This window comes from [Flexibacter] sp. ATCC 35208 (genome assembly GCF_001975825.1).
In the GTDB taxonomy this organism is placed as follows: Bacteria; Bacteroidota; Bacteroidia; order Chitinophagales; family Chitinophagaceae; genus Chitinophaga.
Genome location: NZ_MTKN01000012.1, coordinates 1 through 21,371, shown reverse-complemented (window position 1 = coordinate 21,371; position 21,371 = coordinate 1). Strand labels below are relative to the sequence as shown.

Here is a 21,371-nt window from a genome sequence, read left to right as displayed (position 1 = left end):
GAGCAATCGGGCTTTTGCTTTTTACAGGGTAGCGATATTTTTAAGTTTAACGGATTTAATAAAGCCATCCAGTACTTGCAGGATATGGCTTTTTTCTGTATTCTCCATTTTGTCCAGTTCAGATAATAGTTGCAACATTACAGGGTCTTTAAACAAATCCGCTTTATCTGTTTCCCCTAAAAGATAGCCGACAGTAGTATTTAAGTGGTTAGAAATATTTTTAGCCACATCAATACTTGGGGTCATCTCATCTCTTTCATATCTGCCAATTACCGAAATAGAAATACTTACCTATATGACATCCTCGCGAAACTTATCAGATAAACTTGAACGAGTTGATCGTACGATTAATATTTACAATAAGGCATCACAAGATTTATGCGAAGAAATTAGCATTGTTGTAACAGTTGAAGAGTTAATTAAAACCTTTACTATTCAGGAAGGTGATCCGTTTTTTTATGATGGTTATATTTTGAGTGAAAGCCAGCTTGAAAGTGTTTGTTGTAGAGGGGGAAATAAAACCTGATTTTATCAATTATTATTATATTTTGGAGGCGCACGGAATTTATAACTGGTAGACAGGAACAATATATTATTTTCCCAAAAGCCCGCGCAAGTCTGCGTGGGCTTTGCTATTTAGCATAGGCTTTTATGCGCTTTTCCCATTACATGGTATACCCAAATCTCACCTTTATTGAACTGGTAGCAGGGAAATTTCTGCTGGCCAGAAAATCATACAACAACATCAGGTTCCCTTTCAACTTTGCATTAATCTTATATTTCTTAGATATCCCCAAGAGCGCACTCCGCTGCCAGCTATTTACATTCATCAACTCAGACACATTCGTAAAAGTGGTCACATAATTCTCCTCAAACCCACCATTCAAATAAAAAGTCCCCTTCAACTTCCAATCTATATAAGACCTCAAGCCCACCCCCTGGTGCGTAAAAGCAATATGATTCCAACCTGTGCCCATCCCTAACTTATAAGACACACCTACACCAGCAGAACCATTTTTATGAAACTTATACCCCACCTGTCCGGCAATGTCCGTGGTAGTAGGATAATAAGACGTATTCTTCTGGAATTGCAGGTTCCCCCCAAATTCCAACCGCTGCAGAAAACTCTTTGTCTTCATCGGGTTTGGTTTGAAATCAGGCATATCTCCCGCATTATCTAAATTGGAATATTTATCCTTCAACTCATTCAACTGTGACTTTGCCTGCGCCATCTGCTGACTCACCGCCTGCTGCGCACTGGGATCATTCCCCAACCGCTGGGAAATAATTGACTCTACCTGGCTACGGGTCTGCAACCCCGCCAGACTGGCTGTACTATTACTGCTGGCTCCAATCAGGTTGAACAAACTCGCATACTGTGAATGCTGTGTTATAAAATTATTATACGCTGGTAAAGTTTTGAGCAATTTGACCGCATTCTCTTCTGCTTTTTTCCTATCCGATAAAGTAGCCTTGTATTCATTCAATTGCTGGCCGTAATAATATGCCTCCTTATTCAGGTTTGTCAAATCCTTGCCAAAACCAGTATAATTTGCCAGTTGCTGTTTTAACAATTGCCTTTGCTCTCTCAGGTATGCCTTTACCTGCTCCGCTTGTTGCAGGCTATTTTGCAGATTATCTACGCTCTGTGTAGCACTCGCCAGTTTACTGGTATTCGCCCCTGATATATTATTCGCCCCTTGCAGGAATTTCAATGAATTCTGCAAAGTATCCAAATAAGCGCCCCCGGCATTAGATGTGATGCCACTCACCTTTCTCCCTAAACCGGCCTTCATATGATTAAGACTATCTATAGACTGGGAAAATATTCTTTTTGCGGCTGTCGAATCCATCTTCATCAGCTTCGCCTGCATTCTTTTTTCCTGGCGTGCAAAGCGATCCAGGGCCTGCGCCGTACGCTTGTCTACCTGGGATTCGACATGTTCTGATTTGCGTTTTACCTGACTCAGATACCTGTCAGGCAGGGTGATAATACTATCTTTTCTAACTGTAGAATCGCTAGCCGGATTATTGAACAATATAGTGAATGTAGCGAGTAAAAATAGATTCATAATTGTATAGAGAACGGTTTACAAACTTGTACACTACCAAGTTATTGCTTTATACGCAAGGGATAAATAACACCTTAGTACTATATTCCAATGATTGTACAAAAAAATCCTCCTTACCACCAAAGATAGTAAAGCGGGCATTTACAAATAAAATTAATTATATATTTCCCTTCTTCAGCTCCTTCACTGCATAATCGCTGGCTCTCGCTGCCAGCGCCATATATGTAATAGAAGGATTCTGGCAAGCCGACGAAGCCATGCAGGCCTCATCTGTAATAAACACATTTTTTGCCGCACGCACCTGGTTATACCCATTGCGGGCAGCTGTTGCATCAAAGCCGTTGACCACCCTGAATCAATTCTATAAGATTGCCTTCTATATCCTAAACATAAGCATACGTATCGCCCTTTTTAATGGCTGGTGATGGCGGAATGACCTGTAATGCCTCATTGTTTATCAGCCAATTAAAAACGGTATGCAGGCCATTTACAAATACTGCCATGTGACCATAGCCCAGAACTGATGCGGCATTTAATAGGTCAGTAAAGCGATGATCCCGCGTGGAGTTTTTCAGTTCAATCAGCTCATTATAAGGACTGTCTATGATGATTCGCCGGTTCTTGTTGAATAAACGCTGGCGGCTTATAGTGAAAGCTTGAATCCTGTTGTTGACGTGATGGTTGACTGAGCAAATAACCACCGTAAAAAGATTACAGGGAAGTAGCGCAAGGAGGAAGTTATTACTGGCATCGTAAACAATCATATTATTTTTGCACTAGCCATATAATACATGGAGATTGGAGTAAAGCCGCACGACCGGAAAGATTCGCCAATCCTGGTGAATTAATCCTGGTGAATTGCAGGTAATCAAATTCCCGTTTATTCCCACGCTGAAAGTAGCCGTTTCTGAGAAGGTAAATTGAGGCTTATGACTGTAGGCGCAACTAATAGTATTGTCCGCAGACAAAATTGGGGCGAAAAATAATTTCTCGCCCAATTGTTCTTTGGTTTTTACTTCATCATTCATTAGTGCCTGCAAAACTCAACAACCCTATCATTACACTGAAGGCTAAAAGGAGTTTTTTCATATCATCGTGCACTTGTCAGTACAATGGCTTTTTGCTTACGCTTATTCCGCCACTGCATTAAAATTGACATCAATATCAAAATTATCATAGATTACTTTATTTCCCAGATTTTCAAGGAGCTTTTTGAGCGAAATTTAAAGAAAGAAGGGCATAAATAACTTGATCAAACGCTTGCCTGTAAAAATCGTAAATTGGGAACCTCTTCTTTCTGAACAACGAAGAATAATCATGCAATGATTAGTACTGTTAGCAATGCAGAAGTCGCAGTTGTTTGTGTTGTCCTATTTTCATCACTATGCGGGTATTGTCAAGTTTACACCTGTACTTTACATATATTGACTGCCTTAATAAAAAAGGGGAAATTCGAATTTGCATAAAATGCGCAAAAATATTGTGCACTTTGTGGTTAGTTTTATAGTTCAGTTCAATAATGATTTTATGACCCAGGCATATTTTGATAATATATATACATATTTTGTGATACTGTTGCCCTAAGGCCAGAACGAAGTTCCCAGTTAACTTATTAACTCACGGTGGCAAAATATTCAAACGGGCAAAATGTATTGCACAAAGAAAACTGTTAAACAACACCATCAGTAACCGCGACGTTCAGATTCCTGTTTATATGATACAGGAATTTGTCTTTGAGTCTATCATGGATAAAATCCGCATTGTTACCTGTTTTGAAAATTACCTAAAAGGGATGCTTATAAAAAAGGGCTATGTTGTACATATATACTTCACTTTCTTCCAATATCGGCAGTCATTCCATAAACGCGCATAGTACAGCTTCGTCTTTGATAATCTAATAATTCATGGTAGAAGCATAGGGTTGGCTGAAAGTACAATTTTTTCAATGATTGTTCTTTTTTGTTTACATCCATCTACTACATTCGCGCAGCAAGAAAATCATCTATTTGATTGAATATAAAGAGAAAGTGGTAATTGAAAAATAATAATTTATTGGTAAATATTATTCGCTGCGAAAAGAACTTAATGTAACTTATTACGCGATTGGATTATTTTTTTTTCTTTAGCAAAATGAATTAAATTGCTGGTCAGAAACCCAAATATGTTAAGCTCGTTATCGGAATCATAAAGATCAATCCGGAAGTTGCACAATTGGTATTTGCAGTTTAATTTAAATCATTTTAATCTATTGTAAGTGCAGCTTACCTTAGCGATAGCTCTATCCTGGCCACAACTAAGTCGTTGTACGATTTTTCATTTAAATAAAATTATATAGTTGTTTCCTCATTGATAGTGATTATGTAAATCACTGTTCATTATTTGTTTGATACATGTTTCCCTTAAATATAGACCCACAATGAAGATTTCTTGCAAAAGAAGTTGGTATGTGATTTATGTCATGCCACGCCATGAAAAGAAAATTGCCAGCATTTTAAAGACTAGAGGAATCACTTTCTTTCTGCCAATGACAAAAAATCTAAGGACCTGGAACGGAAGGAAGCGATATGTAGAACTACCGTTATTCCCTTCTTATATTTTTGTCAGTCCAGAAAACGTAAGTGAATATTATGAATTGTTGAATATTAATAGTGTGATTAACTATGTGAAGTTCGGCAATGAGATTGCGGTGGTAAGTGAAATCGTTATCGACAACATCCGGTTACTGGAAATGCAGCATGCAGAAATGGAGGTTTCGTCTGCTCGCTTTGACCCTGGTCGCCAGGTTGTGATTAAAGAAGGTACGCTCGCCGGTTGTAAGGCTGAAGTAGTGGAGGTGAAAGGGAAAGAAAAAATAATTGTCAGAGTAAACCTGCTAAGAAGAAATGTACTCATCAATTTACCCAGCGAATACCTGATCGCTTTTGTAGCCTAGACATTTTTGAAGGAATACCCCATTTCCATTCTTACAATTTTCAACATCATTTTTCCAATTAACTCGTTCCGCTACTATACATTTTTAATAATAGTACGGAAAGGGGAAATAGTATGCTAAATATGAAATTACCCAGTTAACTGAACGCTTCACTGATTCTTATGTCACAAAGAATACTTTTTAAACAAGCTATTCAAACTGTAATTCATTTCAAAGGAAGTATAACATTGTTACATCATCCTGTCTGTTGTTTTATGCATAAAGCTTAAAGAATGCAAGAGCGTATCGAGAATCAACTTTTAAGGGAGTATTGGCTGAAAAAAATCCACGGTAAAGATATAAGTGCTATTGGGGCTATCGTCCCCGACTTTTCCCGAACAATTATTTTGCCTGAGGAAGAAACCGGTTACTTTCAACACTTAACCGGGCGACAGCCCATGGCTGTCTATACCGTCTATCTCGCGGTATACATGCTATTGCTGAAGAGGTATTTTCCTGCCTTTGGCGGAAGCGTGCTCTCTTATGATATAATAAGAGCGCAACAGTTCGCTGATACCCCACTGCTATTTTACAATTTACCAAACATCCGTCTTACTTTAAGACAGTTGCTGCATGAAATGAAGAAGGAAGTACAGGAGGTATATAGCCACGCTATATACGATCCGGCTGAATGGCAAAATACACCTGGTACTGTTTCATTCAGGCAGCTGACGGATTTTACTTTCTCCTGCCATAGCCAGGCTCCCAGACCACTTCAGGCAATGCCTTTCAATTTTTGTATTGATGGAAATACATTTTCTATTCACACATCATCTGATTTTACTGATAGTTTTGTGGCTGCCCATTTTCTTAATCAGTATGTAAACTGGATCAGGCAGCTGGAAGCTTATATTGACATCCCTATAGGTGAAGTATCACTGCTGTTGGCAGATGAGAAGGACCTGTTGCTGCATACTTTCAATTCCCGGAAGGAATATCCTCATGATGCTACGATGGTAAGCCTGTTTGAAGCCCGGGTGCAAAGTGATCCACATGCGATTGCACTGGTACATAGGGGTCGTGAGATGACATATGGAGAACTGAATTGTGCTGTCAATAAAATGGCTCACTACCTGTTACAAAACTATCTGTTAAGCAGGGATAGTGTAGTCGGCATACTGTTGCCTAAGTCTGACGATTTTGTGGTAGCGATGCTGGCGATTTTGAAAACAGGTGCTGCCTATCTGCCTGTAGACCGGAATTATCCTGCAGAAAGAATAGCGCACATTATAGATGATAGCCGTATACAGTTATTGATTACAGCGGCACCTGCATTCGAATCTATTAGTGCTGTTGTGTATGACGAAAGCCTGTGGCAGCAAGAACCGGTTGTTAATCCTGATTGTGAAATTTTGCATGGTGATACAGCATATGTGATCTACACATCAGGTTCTACAGGTAAGCCTAAAGGGGCTATGGTGACACACGGCGGTAACATAAATATGTCGTTGGATATGATCAGCAGACTGGAGCTATCAGCTGCAGATCGTGTGACATGGGTGGCCTCCCTCGCTTTTGATGCTTCTGTTGCAGAAGTGATGACTGCGCTTTACAGTGGCGCTACTATTTTGATACCTGAAGAAATGTTGGTAAAAGATCCGGTGCAGTTCGGTGCATTTTTGCGGGAAACAACTACCTCTGTCATCTCCGTTACACCTGGCTACCTGGATTTGCTAACCGATGGTGATCTCGCCGGGATCCGATGCCTGATAACTGCAGGTGAAGCTGCTCATGTACCTAAAGTAACCGGTCTGGCCAAAAACATTCTTTGCTTTAATGCTTATGGTCCTACTGAATGTGCAGTTTGTGTTTCGATGTACCGGGTAATGCCTGAAGATAGTACACGGAAAACATTACCCATAGGCCGGCCTATTGCTAATTTGTCTGTATTGATCCTCGATGACTTGCTGCAATTAGTGCCTGTTGGGATCGAAGGAACGATTTTCGTAGCGGGGGTTGGTGTCGGAAAAGGTTATCTGAATAATGAACGGCTTACCTGTGAAAGATTCATTGAGCATCCTGTACATGGTACAAGAATGTATAATACCGGTGATGTAGGCAGATGGTTGCCCGATGGAAATATTGAATTCAAAGGCAGGAATGATGAGCAGCTCAAACTAAGGGGATATCGTATCGAAGCAGGAGAGGTGGAAGCTGCTATTGTGCGTTTTTCGCCTGATATACAACAGGTAGTTGTTACCGTGAAGGAGACGGCTCAAAACAAGGTATTAGTGGCTTATTTCGTAGCCAACTCTTTGATTGAGCAAGATGTGCTCAGGAAATTCCTCACTGGCACACTTCCGGAATACATGGTGCCCGGTTTTTTTATGCAGCTGAATATACTTCCGCTTACCCCCAATGGGAAAATAGATAAAAAACAGCTGCCTGATTTTCATTTACAAAAAGAAAATTATGTGCCACCTGCAAATGCACTCCAGCAGCAACTGGTGGTCATATGGGAAACATTGTTGGGAATTCCGGGGATTGGTGTGCATGATGATTTCCTTGCGCTCGGAGGTAACTCACTTATGCTGGCCAGTGCAGGTGCAGCTATCAGGAATGCATTAGGTGCAGATGTACAGGTAAAAGAGCTTTTCGCCAATCCTACTATACTACTTCAGGAAGCCCTCATTCATGAACGGTTGGGAACCTCCGTTGTCCCGCTTATGACCGTACAGCAACGTCCCCCAAAGATACCGCTTTCTTTTGCGCAGGAACGGATCTGGTTACTTGACCGCCTGGAAGGTAGTATTCATTATCACATTCCGATTGTATTGAAGTTAAATGGTAACCTGGATAAGGGCGCACTTCATGCTGCCTTTATAGCTATGCTGGACCGGCATGAAGTGCTGCGGACTGTGATCCGGGAAGAGGATGGAATGGGGTACCAATATATACAACCGATTCCACTGTTTGAACTGGACAGTGTTACTGTTGGGAATGCGATGGTGGAACAATATATCACGGAGTGGGTGAACCAGCCATTCAGGTTGGCGGAAGACCTGTTGCTGAGAGCTTGCCTCTTATCACAGTCTGAAGGCGACACTTACCTGATCATTGTGATGCATCATTTGATTGCAGACGGCTGGTCTATGCCTTTGTTTGTGAATGAGCTCACTTCTTTTTACAAAGCAAAGGGAAACACTATTGATGCCGGTTTGCCCGTATTGCCTGTTCAGTATGCAGATTATGCCTTATGGCAGCGGGCGTATTTAAAGGGAGAGCTATTGGTACACAAACTGGCGTACTGGGAAAATAAACTGGATGGAATACAGCGACTTGCACTACCATTTGATAAGACAAGACCCGCTACGAGAACTTTCAAAGGCGGAGCATGTCATTTTTATATCGATCCTGCACTTACAGCGCAATTGAAAGCACTGTCTGCCAGGGAAGGAGTTACTTTATTTATGACATTGCTTGCTGCCTTCAAGGTGTTATTATACCGTTACACCGGGCAGGATGATATCAGCGTAGGAAGTCCTCTTGCAAATCGCGGTCAGTTCGAAATAGCACCACTGATAGGTTTTTTTGTGAATATGGTTGTGCTTCGGGATGATTTGAGCGGAAATCCAACTTTTTGTAGCTTATTGGCTAAGGTGAAGGAAACTTCGCTGGATGCATTTACCCATGGGGATGTGCCTTTTGAAAAAGTCGTAGATGTAGTGGAAACCACCAGAGATCCTGCACATACTGCTTTGTTCCAGGTACTGTTTGTGCTACAGAACAATATACCTGTTACTATACCTGAATTGGACGACGTATCATTTTCAGTACTGCCGTTTGAGCAGGAGGTTGCTAAGTTTGATCTCACGTTTACATTTACGGAAAATGAGAATGATATACAGTATGCCATACAATATAACAGTGATCTTTTCTTTGCCGCAACCATCGAACGTATGGCCGGGAATTTTGATGTACTGTTACGTGCAATAATGGAGAATCCCGAACAACGAATAGGGAATTATTCCATACTAACGGCAGCGGATCAGCAATTGCAGCCTTTAATCGCCAGTGTTGATTTCCCGGAACAAAAAACGATCACTGACCTGTTTGAAGATCACGCCAGGCGTACACCTGATGCTCCTGCGCTCATATTCGGATCACAGGTCCGTACATACAGAGAAGTGGATGAACAGGCGAACAGGTTGGCGCATTATATCCGTACGTTAGGAGTTACAGAAGACAGTAAGGTAGTAATTTGTATCGGTCAGGCATATGAACAGGTATTGACAGCAATACTTGCAGTGTTAAAGGCAGGCGCAGTATATGTTCCTATAGATACTGATGCACCGCAGGAAAGGCTACAGTATATTATTCAACAAACAGATGCAGCCCTGGTGATTACAGACAGGACAGGAGTAGCCCTGTTTGAAGATACAGATCTTATTGTAATACAGGTGGATGAAATGCTGCTGCCAATGATAAGCGATCGCCCTGATAAACCTGTTGTTAACCGGCATAGCGCCCGGTTAATTTATGTGATTTACACCTCCGGGTCTACGGGTGAACCCAAAGGTGTGATGGTCAGTCACCGGAATGTGATGGATTATGTATTTGGTCTTTTCTCGGCAACTGATATACAAATCAACCGGAGTTTTGCGCTAATGTCGACCATTGCCACAGATCTTGGCAATACGGTTTTATTCGGGGCACTTGCAGCCGGGGGAACGTTACACACCTTTACGAAGAATACTTTAAGTACGCCTGCACTGCTACATGAATATTTCGCTGTCAACCGGATCGATTGTATGAAAATAGTTCCCTCTTACTGGCATACGTTGGAACGTGGCGGAAAACTATTGCTGCCGGAACAGATGATCATCTTTGGAGGAGAGGAGCTGACAGAAGAATACCGGGAAAGCATTTACGCTGCCCGGCCAGGTATCAGCGTCATTAACCATTATGGGCCTACGGAAACAACTGTCGGTAAACTCCTTCACAAAGTTGCGGCCACTCATTCGTACAATGCTATTCCCATAGGGAAGCCTTTTTCTAATACCAGGATTTACATTGTAAACCGGGATTTTGCGCTTTGTCCTGTGGGCGTACCCGGCGAGTTATGGATTGGTGGCGAAGGAGTAGCCCCAGGCTACCTGCATAATCCTGACTTGACAAACGCCAGATTTATTGATGATCCTTTTGACGCATCTAATAAGTATAAGTTATATCGCACGGGCGATCTGGTTTGTCAGTTGCCGGATGGCGATATTTTATTTAAAGGCCGGATTGACAAACAGGTGAAAATACGGGGCTACCGTGTAGAACCTGGTGAAATAGAAGCTATATTACAACAGTCTCCTTCAGTTAAGCAATCTGTTGTGACTGTATTTAAAGATCATAATGGGTACAATCAGCTGGCTGCCTATATTGTTAGTGCCGGTGATTTCGATCCGGGGGATCTTACTAAAAAATTGCCAGCTTATATGATTCCCACTGTGATCATGAAGCTGGAAAAATTACCTTTTACATCTAACGGTAAAATTAACCGCCATGCTTTGCCCTCGCCAATGACTGCGGAGTCAGGTGCTGCACACATTGCTCCCGGTAATGAAATGGAACAACGACTTGCTGCTATCTGGCAGTCCCTCCTTGGAAAATCTCAAATCGGTGTTACGGACAACTTTTTTGAAATGGGCGGTAACAGCCTCACAGCTATCAGGCTGATTAACCAGGTAGAGCAGCAATTTGGCAGGACAATTACCCTGAGAGAGGTATTCGGTAATTTCGACATCCGGCACATGGCAGTACTCCTGGCATCCCGTGGTGAAAGAGCGGGTATTAAAATATCACGCATAGCGCCTCAGCCAGACTATGCACTGTCTGCCAATCAGCAACGCCTTTGGGTAGCCAGTCAGGATGCAGATGGTCTTACAGCCTATAATATTTCAGGAGGTGCAGTTTTGAATGGACCACTGGATCTCGTGCTGCTGGAGCAGGCTTACTGGCATATGATAGAACGGCATGAAAGCTTAAGGACCGTTTTTGTTAACGGAGAGGATGGATTGCCTAGGCAGCAGATATTGCCCGCTTTATCCAGGGAGGATTGGGCGATGCAAACATTGGACTGGTTGCTAACAGATGAAGAAATGCTCATAAATATTGAGCGGGAAAATGCTATTCCGTTTGATTTACTGCACGATCAGCTGATCCGTATCAAAATACTTAGTGATGTTGCGCAGCAACATCTTCTGGTGGTGGTCATGCACCACATCATCAGCGATGGCTGGTCGATGGATATATTTATCAAAGAGTGGATGGCGTTGTATGCAGGGTTAAAAACGGGGCATATGCCATCGCTTCCGGTATTGCCGGTAAGATACCGCGATTTTGCAGCCTGGCAGCAGGCCTGGCTGCGTAGTGACGAATTTGTACTAACCGCAGCTTACTGGAAAGAACGGTTGGCCGGAGAGCTCCCGGTACTACAACTGCCATTTTCTTCTGCCCGTACCGCGAACAATGACGGGAGAGGAGAAGGATATGATTTCCCTGTTCCAGACGAATTGTATGGGCGGTTGAAACAGTTGGCTGTATCGGACCAAACATCGCTGTTCCCTGTGTTATTCACAGCGTTCAATATACTATTATACCATATCAGTAAGCAGCAGGAGATCATACTGGGCACTTCTGTTGCAGGACGCGGGCATGAAAGCCTGGAGCCTCTAATTGGCTTTTTTGTAAATACAGTAGCCATTAGAACGACAATAGATCCTTCGGCTTCGTTTTCGGTTTTGTTGAAACTGGTTAATGCGCAACTGCAAAACGACTTCGCCCACCAGGAAATGCCTTTTGATCAATTACTCTCGCTGTTGTCCTATAAAAGAATACCGGGTGTACATCCTATTTTCCAGGCAAGGTTTGTATTGAACAATGCAGATGATGATTTTGGTGCGCGACTCAAAGCATTACAGCTTAGCGCAAGGAAGATGATGCCCAGGGAAATACAGTCCAAGTTCGATCTTAGCCTGGTAATGCGCCCCGGTACCCGGCACTTGTCCGGCATAGTAGAATACAAGTCTTCTCTTTTTAAAAGGGAGCTGATTACGTTGATCATATCAGCTTACCTGCAATTGCTGGAAATTATTGTTGTTCATCCCGGCAAACCTATTCATGAGCTGAATACTTTCAGCGACCGGTTCAGACAACAGGTGGACAGTGACCGTAAAGTACAGCAGGCGCAACTGCTCGATAAATTCAAACAATTCCGGAAAAAATAAAAACCCCACCATGACAATCAGTAAAAATAGCCTGGCCGGACTTTTAAGTACCAAACCGCAGGCCGTAACAGCCGCCGATAAGGGTAAGGTAATAAAGAAAAGAATGGACAACGGCTTTACCGGTATTACAATAATGGAATCCAGCGATGCCAGCATCGCACTGGAGAAATGGATAACAGAAAACAGGACGCTGGTGAATAAAGTGTTTGATGAAGATCATATTATCCTGTTCAGGGGATTTCGTGCGCTGGGCAGCAAAAGCTCTTTTGCAGGCATTGTGCAGGATATTACCGGCAAGGAGCTGTTGGATTATACAGAACCATCTACACCGCGTACCCGGCTGGAAGGGAAAGTATATACATCTACAGAATTTCCTGAAGAATCACATATTCCCCAGCATAATGAACATTCCTATTCGGATCACTGGCCACGTAAAGTGTTCTTTTATTGTGATCAGCCAGCGGCGACAGGAGGCCAGACCCCGGTTTGCGATAGCCGCGCAGTGTACCGGTTGCTGAGTGAAGAGACGGTAAAGCGCTTCGAAGAGAAGGGCGTCATGTACATCCGCAACTTTGTTAATGGCATAGATATTCCATGGCAGGATTTCTTCCAGACAGATAATAAGGAAGAAGTTGCAGCCTATTGCCGTCGCAGGAAAAGCATGCTGGAGTGGAAAGATGATGGAACGCTACGTACACGTCAATTATCGCAGAGTACACTGGTGCATCCTGAAACGGGAGAGAAAGTATGGTTTAATCAGGCGCACTTGTTTCATTATACTAATCTGAATGAAGAGATCTATCAATTCCTTATAGATAACTACGGGCTGGACAACCTTCCGCGAAATGCCTGTTACGGAGATGGCACTCCCATAGAACAAACCGTGCTGGCGGAAATCAGGGAGGTTTATGACAGGGCCAGCTTGTCTTTTGACTGGCAGAAAGGAGATATGGTCATGATAGATAACATACTGTATTCTCACGGTCGTGCACCATTTAGCGGTAAGCGCAGCATATTGGTAGCTATGACGGAAGCATATCCCGAAAGCTTGCCCGTAGCCCAACAGACAGTACAGGATTCAAGAAGGGACACCGCTACTTTTTATATCAACCGACTGAACGAAGCGCAGCACGAAGACACCCTGAAATATAAACTGGCTGTTGCCAACAGGATCATGGCAATGGAGCAACTGGAGGAAGGGGGCATCAGCGGGCATATCAGCTTTAAAGTACCCGGTACTACCGATCGCTTCTGGGTAAATCCATTCGGCCTTATTTCGGAAGAGGTTACACCAGATAACCTTATCCTGGTGAATGAAGACGGAGCCGTTCTCCATGGGAATCACCCCGTGAATGTGGCTGGGTTTTGTATACATGCAACCATCCATAAAACCTATCCTGATGTGCATTGTATTGTACATACGCATTCTCCCTGGGGTACATTGTTGTCAGCCCTGGATTGTGGCATTTTTCCGGTAGATCAGAATTGCTGTATGTTTTTTGAAAACCATTCGCTTTACCGTGAGTATAACGGGCCGGTGAACGAAGTGGAAGATGCAGCAAAGCTGGCTGCTGTACTGGCAGGAAACAATGCAGTGATACTGGCTAATCATGGGGTTATCACCTGTGGAGAAAGTATTGAAACAGCCGTTATGTATATGGTGGCTTTTGAAAGGGCTGCCCGGTTGAATGTATTATGCCGGCAGCATGGTCACTATAAAGTGATTGCTGATGATGTAGCGCGTATGACAAAAGAATGGATTGCAAATCCTATTGGATTTAAAATAGAATTTGATGCGTTGTTACGTAAAGTGGAACGCAGGTACCCCGAATTAATCAGATATAATCCCAATAAGTAAATATAAAAAATGATCAAGTTGGAAAGCTATTCGCTGTCGCCACAGCAGAAGTATACCTGGCATGTTGTGCATTCAGGTCGTATATCCATTGTTATAAGGCCGGATATTACTCCCGATTGGAACCGGTTTTGTACAGCGGTGAATACTGTATTGGAAAGTAGTGATATATACAAAGTCAATTTTACGGAAATAGTGGGGCAGGAAGCACCGTTACAAACGCTTACAGATATACCTGCTGTTTCTTTTACACCCCCTGCTGTAGCCGGAGATAGCCTGCTGTCAGTTTCTTTGGGTGATGATGGGCGGACCATCCGGTTTGCTGCTTCACCTTTATGCGCTGATATCTGGAGTCTTGGTTTGTTGGCTACTACGGCCATCGCTGTTTATGAAGGAAGGGATTTACCCGGGGCTGCCATCGGGTATCTTCAGTATGCCGAATGGATTCATCAGTTAAACGGGTCTGAAGACCTGCAGGAAGGCCGGTTATTCTGGGAAGAGCGACTTTCCCGACCCGCCGGTAACCCACACCTGTTGTTTGAGCGAACAAACGGGAAGGCAGTTACTGCTACTTATAAGCCGGTAGCAGGTGATGTGGAACAGGTTAATGATGTTATACTCGCAGCTGCGTGGCATTTACTGCTATGGAAGCTGAATGGAGAGGAAGACTGCGCTATAGGTTATATAAATCATGGCCGTAGCTTCAGTGAATTATACTATACTCATGGTGTTTTTTCCAGCATATTACCATTGCAGGTATCCATGCCTCCGGATTTATTGTCAGCCGATTTTGTACAACGCTACCAGGATGAATGCGAGCTGGCTGACATACATAAGGATGCCCTGAATCCGGATGCTACATTCAGGCAATATGTGGAAGCGCACCTGTGTTACCAGTTTGAATATATAGATCATTGTTTGTACGATAATGCATCCAGGTTGGTAATTGAAGAGGTTCAACTGCCTGATAGTCCCCTTAAAATAAGATTACAGGTTCATCATACAGTAAGCGGCCGACAATTGTTTGTCCATTATGACCGACATTCTTTTAGCAGCAGTGATATTGCATATTTGTATGATGCCTGGTTAGGTTTGGTACAATCGCTGACAAACGGCAATCAACAGTTGACGCAACTGAAGCTGCCTGGTCATCTATTCCGGAGAAAAATGTCTGCTTTCAGTCACACACTGCTATCACCTTCTCTATCATTATCAGTTGTGGACCTCTTCAGGCAGCAGCTGACGATGAACAGCGGGCATGTGGCACTGGTAGATCAGCAGGGTAAAACAACGTATGAAGAACTCGATCGTCGTGCTACACAGGTGGCCGGCTACCTGGTACAAAAAGAGCTCACAGGCAGCACCGGGATTCTTTTTACCGAGCATTCTGAACTGATTGTAGCTATGCTGGCCGTGCTCAAAGCCGGAGGAACTTATGTGCCGCTGGATCCAAAAGATGCCCCCCGGCGGTTGCAACATATTATTACTGATGCAGGTATCAGCTGCGTATTGACAGCATCCGGCCTGCAGGAGATACTGATGCCTTATCAGCATATTACTGTATTGTTGGTACAAGATATGGAACATGCTCCGGAAGATGTTCCTTTACCCGTAAGAACAAGTGATACACCTGCTTATATTATTTACACATCAGGTACTTCCGGCTTACCAAAAGGAGTGGTGATCACAGACGAGTCGCTCGTAAATTATGTGATCTGGGCGAAAAATTTCTTTCACCTTACGGCTGCCGATAGCTCGGTGCTTCTGTCATCCTATGCATTTGATCTTGGATATACTGCTTTATGGGGAACGTTGCTTTCTGGAGGAACATTACATCTATTGGCGGGTGATAAGGTCCGGGATATGGATTTCCTCGTAAACTATATAGTCGATGCGAAGGTCTCTTTTATCAAAACCACCCCGTCCTTTTTTCATGTACTGATCAGGTCTGCCGAAGCGCGGCAACTTTCCACAGCAGCGCTAAGGTTAATTATACTGGGAGGAGAGAAGATACAGGCAGATGATCTGGAGTGGCTGCATACAATGATCAATCCACGTATAACGGTTGCCAATCATTATGGGCCTACAGAATCGACCATCGGTACGATTGCTCATATGATTGATCTGCATGCCCTGAGTCATTACAGGCAGCAACCTGTTATCGGTAAACCCATCAGCAATAACAAAGTATTCATCCTCGATGATACAGCTGCTGCCGCAGCCCCAGGTATGCCCGGTGAAATCTGTGTAGGAGGAAGAGGGCTGGCCAGGGAATATCTGAACCGGCCGGAACTTACTGCTGAACGGTTCACGCTACATTCGCAAACAGGTGACCGTATATATCGTACCGGCGATCTTGGCTGCTGGTTACCTGATGGTACAATACTTTATCTGGGACGTAAAGATGACCAGGTAAAAATCAGGGGATACAGGGTTGAACCTGGAGAAGTGAAACAGGTGATCAGCCAATACCCGGATATAGAACAGGTAGTTGTAACTGTGCGGGAAAAAGAACTGGTCGCTTACTTTACTGCGAAGGTAGAAGTGGATTCAGTACAGTTGCGTACTTTCCTGAAAGGGATGCTGCCTGAATACATGGTACCTGCAGATCTTGTACAGCTAAGGGAAATTCCGCTAACCGCCAATCACAAGGTTGATCTGAAGGCATTACCCGATCCGGCAACAGGAAAAAAGGCTACAGTTATAATGGCGGAAAACAGTCAGCAACAGCAGGTGCTGGACCTCTGGAAACAGGTATTAGGCAAACAGGAAATAAGTATAGACGATAACTTTTTTGATATAGGAGGACATAGCCTGAAAGCTATTCAACTCGCCAACCGGTTACAGAAAGAAACCGGAGTAAAGGCTACTCTGAAAGATCTTTTTGATTATCCAACTGTACGGTTGTTTTGCCAGCATATAACGATACCGGAGTGTGTTGTTGTGCAAGAAGGTATTCCTGCTGTACCAAAGGCCACATATTATGCTTTGTCCAATGCGCAAAAAAGGATATGGCTTACCAGTCAGCGTAAAGATTCGAGTAACATTTACAATGTACCGCAACTCTGTTTGTTTAAAGGAGCGTTGAATGTAGCTCTGCTGGAAACAGCTTTTGCGCGGTTGATAGACCGCCATGAATCTTTGAGAATTGTGTTCAGGTATGTGAATGGTGAACCTGTTCAACAGGTACTTGATCCTGCTACAGTTCACTTCTCACTGGAACAGGTATATGCTACCAGTAAGGAAGCGCTCGACGAAATGATTAGGCAGGAAGCGCTCGCTCCTTTTGATATTGAACATGAAATAGGTATCAGGGGCAGGTTAATCCGCACAGCAGAAGGACATTTATTACTGTTCACGTTACATCATATTATCAGCGACGGATGGTCCAGGGCGATTATGTACAGGGAGCTGCTTCATTTTTATGAGGCTGCATACTATGATCTTCCTGCCAAATTGCCGCCGCTGAAAATACAATATAAAGACTATGCCAGCTGGCATACTGCTATTTATAAAGAACAGGCTGCCTACTGGGAGGCTTTTTTCAAAAAAGGTATTCCGGATAACGGGTTCCCGCTTGATTTCAGGAGACCTGATAAATTAACCTTTGAAGGTAATGCTTGTCTGTCTGTCATTTCGGAGGACGAACTATCTCTTTTACGTAAGATGGCCAGCGGGAAGCAGCTGACGCTGAATCACCTTTTCATGGCGGCTTATGGATTGCTGCTATCGTTCTATGGCAACAAAGAAGAAGTGATAGTAGGTACTATTGTATCTGGCCGGGACCATGCTGACCTGGAAAATGTCATAGGGGTATTTATTAACTACCTGCCGGTCAGGATACAGATAGATACCAGTAAAGACCTGTTGACGTACGTGCAGGATACGGCCAGGGAACTGCTTACTACCTATCAATATAAAGAATACCCATTTGACCTGATGGTAGAGCACTTCCATGAGCAAACCAATCCTGCCAGGAATCCTGTGTTTGATACCATGCTGATCTTTCACGAAGCAGGGGAATCTGCTGATAACCCGGTGTTGCCGGGTGATGTCATGATAGAAGGTTACGAGGCAGATACTACCCAGCGTGTTTCCAAGCTGGATTTTAAAATTGACGCTACCAACAAGGGAAATGCTATCGAGATGCGGTTGGAGTACAACCGTAATCTTTTCCATGAACAGTCTATGCAGCGATTGCTGGACAGGTTTAAAAAATTGTTGCTGACCATTGCTACAGCGCCTGCTACTTCCTTAAAAGAGCTGCAGCTGATCCCTGAGGAAGAATTACGCAGTTATCAGCCTTTGAGATTGAAAGTGATTGCTTCCTTTACCGCAGAACCTTTACAGGATCACCTGGAGTGGTGGTTGAATGAATTTGAACAACGTAGTGAGATCTCATTTGCAGGGTATCATCATGTGTTCCAGGAATTGATGCAGCCGCAGTCTGGCGGAGAAACCTGTGTGATACTAAACCGTTTTGAAGATTATGTGCAGGACAGGACTGGCGCACAGGCGTTGGAAACGCTGGAAATTGTATACCAGGAGTTAATAGATAAAGTGACGCTGCTGGCTAAAACCTGTCCCGTGATATTTGTCTCGTTGCCGGTGGATGCTACTCATCCGATGGCAGATCATATTGAACGGCTGAACAGTGCCTGCCGCAACGTATTGGGTGCCGTGGATCACTTATACCTGGTCAATGCCGGTGCACCCTATGCCGGCCAGGATATTTTTGATCCCGTTGGTTACAGGAATGCAAAAATCCCTTTCACAACATCCTTCTTCTATTACCTTGGTTACCATATTAACCGCATCATCTGGGGCATCAACGGTACTCCCTGTAAAGTAATAGCACTTGATTGTGACCATACATTATGGGAAGGGGTGTGTGGAGAAGACAGCTTATCTGATATACAGATCCGGGAAGGCCATCGTTCTTTGCAGGAATGGATGATTCGGAAATACAATGAGGGATTTCTGCTGGTTTTACTCAGTAAAAATAACGAGGAAGACGTGTGGAAGGTATTCAGCGGGCATCCGGGTATGTTGGTGAAAAAAGAACATTTTATTGATTGGAGGATAGACTGGAACGATAAGACTGTCAACATTCGCAAGTTGGCAACTGCCTTGAATGTAGGACTGGATAGTTTTGCCTTTATTGATGATAACCCGGTAGAGTGTGAACGAATGATGGAAGAAAATCCGCAGGTGCTTACCCTTCAGTTACCTGCTGATCAACGACATCATGAACAATTCCTGCAACACATCATTGCGTTTGACAAAATAAAGGTATCGCGCGAAGATACTGAGCGGAATAAGATGTATCAATCGGAAAAACAGCGGGATGAACTGCGTAAGGAATCAAATATCCAGACCTTCCTGCAAAGACTTGAACTGGAACTTAGTATCAGGTCAATATCGGAAAAGGATATGGAAAGGGCTTTACAATTGCTGATGCGTACGAATCAGTTTAACCTGAACGGGAAAAGACTGAACCGGCAGGAACTGGAACGGCTGATAGCGCAGGATAATTTCTATTGTGATGTTATACATGTACGGGACCGCTTTGGGGATTATGGCTTTGTAGGGCTGCTTATAAGGGAACACCGGGAACATGAATTGCTGCTGCATAGTTTCCTGTTAAGCTGCAGGGTATTGGGACGCGGCATTGAGCAGGTAATATTATCGGAGTTGAAGAATATATGCCAGGAAAAAAATGTACATGTTATTACCGCCGCTTTTGTGGAGACTTCCCGAAACGCCCCGATCAGGCAATTCCTGGAAAGCTGGGGAAAACAGCCACAGACTGGTTATTACCAGATAGCAGTAAATATGATTCCTGCACAGGACAGCGAAATAAAGATATACAGGGGGCAGGATTTACCCGTGGATACTGTTGAAGAAAAGATTCCTTTTCTAATCGATCATATTGGTATTGCGGTTAGAAAAATTACAGATGTGCAGCCGGTATTTCAATCTCTTGGATTTGGATGGGGACCGGTCGTATATGATCCTGTCCAAAGCTGCCGGCTAACGATGGGAACACGCCCTGATTGGTATAACGTGGAGCTTGTGGAAGGTGTGGGTGCAGATGATCCGTTGCGTGCGATCCTGCATGATAGTGCGGCGGTGCCCTATCATCTTTGTTACCGGGTAAAAAACCATTCCGCTGCGTTGGCGTTTCTGCATCAACAGGGATTTTTATATGAAATTATCAGAGAGGCACAACCGGCTGTATTATTCAATCACCTAAAGGTATTATTCCTCTACCAGAAAGACCTGGGCCTTATAGAGCTTATTGAAGATCCGGACATGGTTGTTCCTGCTGCCGGACAGGCAGCCCCGGTTTTACAGGCAATCAGTTACGATGTGGAAGTAAGCACGAAGCTATATCGCTTGTTTGGCTTTAGTCCGGCCGGCAGGGATGGTTTACTTAAACATGAACAGGGGGGCTATCTGGAATTACTATCATTACACGCAGATGGAGAAACAGGACGAAAGCCCGGTCCGGTTCGGCTGGTGTTTCCACAATGTTCCCTGGAGGTTGTGCCTGATTATATACAGATCAGAACAGACGATGCGCAACAGGTAAGTGACTGGATGTGGGAAAAGCGCCTGCACAATGAGAAAAACCTGCAGCATATCAAGGTCTACAAAGCGCTTGAATTTTCGGGGCGCCATGGGTTTGAGGTGGCATTGAAACGAAAGGCAAAGCCTGCTGTTCAGGAGCTGCCAGGTACACCACTGGAACAGTCACTTTCGCTCATTTTCAAGGAAGTGCTAAAGCTGGAACACATAGGTATGGAGGATGACTTCTTTGAATTAGGAGGACATTCCATTAAAGCAGCATTGGCGTTATCCAGGATTTACCAGGTAGCTGGTGTAGAAATTCCGCTGACTACCTTTTTCGAAAAAAGCAATGTGAAAGCATTAGCCGATTTCATTACCACTCAAAAATCAACAGAAGAATGGTTAAGGTCGACTGTAATGGATAGCAGCAACTATACCGAAATCATACTTTAAAAATTCTTTACAATGGAGACATTCTTCGCCCTTTTAAGAGAGAATAATATATATATCAGGTTAGTAGATGGTCGGCTGTCTGTTAAATTTCCCGGTGACTCAATCAATGAAAAGTTGCTCGAACAGATCCGTGAAAAAAAGCAGGACCTGATCAATTACCTGAGCAAAAGAGAATATACATCTATCCCTGTGATAGGCCTAAAAGATAGTTATGCACTTTCTGCAGCGCA

The 21,371-nt window shown here is 43.6% G+C and carries 10 protein-coding genes and 1 pseudogene; 6 read left to right on the top strand and 5 right to left on the bottom strand.

Going from position 1 to position 21,371, the window contains the following annotated elements:
• Positions 1-21: 21 nt before the first annotated feature.
• Entirely contained in the window at positions 22-279 is a 258-nt protein-coding gene (locus BW716_RS09530; protein WP_255373865.1) for a helix-turn-helix domain-containing protein, read from the bottom strand.
• A gap of 16 nt (positions 280-295) precedes the next feature.
• Between BW716_RS09530 and BW716_RS09525 the strand changes: the two genes are divergently transcribed.
• Entirely contained in the window at positions 296-526 is a 231-nt protein-coding gene (locus tag BW716_RS09525) for a hypothetical protein (RefSeq protein ID WP_083722308.1), read from the top strand.
• A 139-nt stretch (positions 527-665) separates the two neighbouring features.
• On the opposite strand, the gene BW716_RS09520 is transcribed toward BW716_RS09525, so the two are convergent.
• The 4 genes and pseudogenes from BW716_RS09520 to BW716_RS38955 all read right to left on the bottom strand — a co-directional run bounded on the left by BW716_RS09520 (position 666) and on the right by BW716_RS38955 (position 3,100).
• Positions 666-2,072 (bottom strand): hypothetical protein, encoded by a 1,407-nt coding sequence (locus BW716_RS09520; protein WP_083722307.1) that lies wholly within the window; start codon positions 2,070-2,072, stop codon positions 666-668.
• A 157-nt stretch (positions 2,073-2,229) separates the two neighbouring features.
• Positions 2,230-2,400: pseudogene (locus tag BW716_RS09515) on the bottom strand (GMC oxidoreductase); the annotation flags it as partial.
• A gap of 55 nt (positions 2,401-2,455) precedes the next feature.
• Complete coding sequence (locus BW716_RS09510; protein WP_083722305.1) at positions 2,456-2,836, bottom strand: hypothetical protein; 381 nt, start codon at positions 2,834-2,836, stop codon at positions 2,456-2,458.
• 12 nt (positions 2,837-2,848) lie between these two features.
• Entirely contained in the window at positions 2,849-3,100 is a 252-nt protein-coding gene (locus tag BW716_RS38955) for a cytochrome c peroxidase (protein ID WP_083722304.1), read from the bottom strand.
• A 1,388-nt stretch (positions 3,101-4,488) separates the two neighbouring features.
• Between BW716_RS38955 and BW716_RS09500 the strand changes: the two genes are divergently transcribed.
• The 5 genes from BW716_RS09500 to BW716_RS09480 form a co-directional block, all read left to right on the top strand.
• Positions 4,489-5,004, top strand: coding sequence for a transcription termination/antitermination protein NusG (locus BW716_RS09500; protein ID WP_083722303.1), 516 nt, complete (start codon positions 4,489-4,491; stop codon positions 5,002-5,004).
• 272 nt (positions 5,005-5,276) lie between these two features.
• On the top strand, positions 5,277-12,260 hold the full coding sequence (locus BW716_RS09495; RefSeq protein WP_083722302.1) for a non-ribosomal peptide synthetase: 6,984 nt from the start codon (positions 5,277-5,279) through the stop codon (positions 12,258-12,260).
• A 10-nt stretch (positions 12,261-12,270) separates the two neighbouring features.
• Positions 12,271-14,118 (top strand): class II aldolase/adducin family protein, encoded by a 1,848-nt coding sequence (locus BW716_RS09490; protein ID WP_083722301.1) that lies wholly within the window; start codon positions 12,271-12,273, stop codon positions 14,116-14,118.
• A gap of 9 nt (positions 14,119-14,127) precedes the next feature.
• On the top strand, positions 14,128-21,141 hold the full coding sequence (locus BW716_RS09485; protein ID WP_083722300.1) for a non-ribosomal peptide synthetase: 7,014 nt from the start codon (positions 14,128-14,130) through the stop codon (positions 21,139-21,141).
• 12 nt (positions 21,142-21,153) lie between these two features.
• Positions 21,154-21,371, top strand: a 218-nt coding sequence (locus tag BW716_RS09480) for a hypothetical protein (protein ID WP_143708804.1), incomplete at its 3' end; no start/stop codon positions are given.